Raw genomic sequence first — 2,427 nt, 5'->3', positions numbered from 1 at the left:
GGCACGATCTTGAAGATTGACCGCTATGGGTTTTTAAGCGGCTCTACCTTTGAGGTGCAGGAAAGCTTCCGGTTTGGCAAATGGGCTGATTGGTACGACGAGTTGGAAGAGGAGTATTACACGCAGCAGGAAGAATTGCTGTTGGAGATGTGTAGTTGCTATGGTGTGACAGAGGAGGATGTTCTCTTGCTGTTGGATTATGGCTATTCCGCCGATGAGATCGAAGAGATGCTGTGCGACAGCAACTTGCTTTTGGAGACGCTTTGTGCGGTTCGGTGTGAAGAGGAGTTTTGCTGCGAATAGGACAAATCACACACTGCTGACAAAAAGAAACCGCTTTCCCACAAGGAAAATGGTTTCTTTTTTCGGAAACAAAATTTGAAAAATACAACCGCCCAAACAGTTGGATAAAAAAGAAAGGTGGTGTGACACATGAAAAACAGTAAGTTATAGCAGCATATTCTGAATTTGCAGACGTAAAGCAATATCCCAAATTCCAACGAGGAGGAAATCACAATGGCTATGAAAAACAAGCAAAAACACATTCCGCTCCAGAAAACCATCTGGTGCAAGATTCGCTACTGGCAGTTGCTCCACGACTGGACAGATGACGAGCTGGCGATGTATCTGAACTGTTCCACAAGAACGCTCCAGAACTACGATCATGATGCGAGAGGGCTTACGCTGAAAATGGTGGACACGTTCCTCTGCATCAACGATCTGACACTGGACGATCTATTGGCGGCGTAACACACAGAGCAGGCGACATATTAGAGCTTGTTCAGCATCTTGTTTCCCACGTCTTTTCGGCAGATTTTGCCGCTGACTGCGTCAAAAATCCTTGCCAGACACAAAGTATGCCTGCGGATTCTTTCCTTGTCATCGACAAAATCATGCTCGAAAATCCGCACGTAAAAAGACACTGAACAAGCTCTTGACCAGCCTGCACATTTTGAAAAGGAGCTTATGAAAATGAAAAAGACAAAACTGGTCATTCAGCAGGCAGAAAACGGCACATATTTCACCCAGGTGTCCAAGGGTGTTCGTCCGGACGGCAAGCGAAACCGCAGAATGTTTACCGGCAGCACAGAGGACGAAGTGTATTTCAAGGCGACAAAGTGGCTCAAGGGCATCGAAGAAGAGAAGCGAAATCCTTACACTGTGAGAGAAGCTATGCTGCAGTTTATTGACAGCAGAAGCAGAGTGCTGGAACCCACCACCCTGTGCTGTTATCGGGAAATGCTCCGCAACAAGCTGCAGTACATCATGGACATCAAAATCGAAGATCTGACTGCCCGTGACATTCAAATCGCCATCAATGTGGACGCCCAGCGTCTCGGTTATAAGTCCATCAAGAACGCAGTCGGATTCCTGCGCGCGGTGCTGAATGCCAATGATATTACCATCAAAATGGGCAGCATTCGCCTGCCGAAAAAGGAGGTGCGGGAACGAAGACTCCCGTCCGCAGATGTGATCTATGCTATCGTCAAGGGGACAAGCAGCGAACTGCCGGTATTGCTTGCCATGTGGCTGTCACTGCGCATTGGGGAAGTGGCTGGTCTGCAGTTCTGCGACATTGACCCGGTGCAGATGCGGCTCTATGTACGCCGGGAGATCGTCAAGGTGGACAGCGGCTGGGCAGAGATCGACCACTGCAAAACTGTCAAGAGTATGCGCTATGTCAATCTGCCGGCGTACATTTATGCACTGATACAGCAAGTGCCCCATCAGTCGGGAACCGATCATATTGTTCCGTTCACACCGAACACCATCCGCAAGCGGTTCAAGAAATTGCTGGAGGCACACGGACTGGAAGAGATCCGTTTTCATGATCTGCGGCATATCTTTGCCAGCACAACGGCAATGCTGAACATTCCAGAGAAATATGCCATGGAGATGGGCGGCTGGAGTACACCGGATGTGTATAAGAACGTGTACCAGGAAACCTTCGACAGCGAACGCAACAAGGCGGACAGCGTGATCGATGGCTATTTCAACGAGATTATTCAGAATCACTGAGGATTTGCGAGGCTTTGGGATAGAAGGAAAGGTCTGCCCTGTTGGGGGCAGGCTTTTCTTTTTTTGTTATGAAGTCAAGCTCTATTGAAAGAGGAGACATATAGGAACATCTGCCAAGAAAAATCACGCATATGAAAGCCCCCTCTATAGGGTGCAAATCCTTATTATACTATACTCAAATGCACCCTATATTGCGATTGCGAATAAAAATATGAGCCAAAGTTGCTTGACAATGGGTATGGCCGCAGCAGGTGAATGGCTGAGTTTCAATATATCGGAAAAAAAGAGTGGACAACCATTAATTGTCCGCTCTTTGTCTCATACAAATTCGATTTTCAAAGTCTTTCCAAGTGCAGTTGCAGGCAGCCGCAGTGTTTAGGCAACACCGCACAAAGCCCGCCTGACGGC

General features: G+C 47.9%; 2 protein-coding genes and 1 pseudogene. All 3 read left to right on the top strand.

Features of this window, described 5'->3' with window-relative positions; genetic code table 11:
- Positions 1–303, top strand: a pseudogene (locus RUMCAL_RS16015) (class II glutamine amidotransferase); the annotation flags it as partial.
- Between the two features lie 213 nt (positions 304–516).
- Entirely contained in the window at positions 517–750 is a 234-nt protein-coding gene (locus tag RUMCAL_RS11910; RefSeq protein ID WP_021683172.1) for a hypothetical protein, read from the top strand.
- A 222-nt stretch (positions 751–972) separates the two neighbouring features.
- On the top strand, positions 973–2,019 hold the full coding sequence (locus RUMCAL_RS11905) for a site-specific integrase (RefSeq protein WP_040648140.1): 1,047 nt from the start codon (positions 973–975) through the stop codon (positions 2,017–2,019).
- Positions 2,020–2,427: the final 408 nt, after the last annotated feature.

This window comes from Ruminococcus callidus ATCC 27760, from assembly GCF_000468015.1.
In the GTDB taxonomy this organism is placed as follows: Bacteria; Bacillota; Clostridia; order Oscillospirales; family Ruminococcaceae; genus Ruminococcus_C; species Ruminococcus_C callidus.
This window is presented reverse-complemented; position numbering and strand designations above follow the sequence as displayed.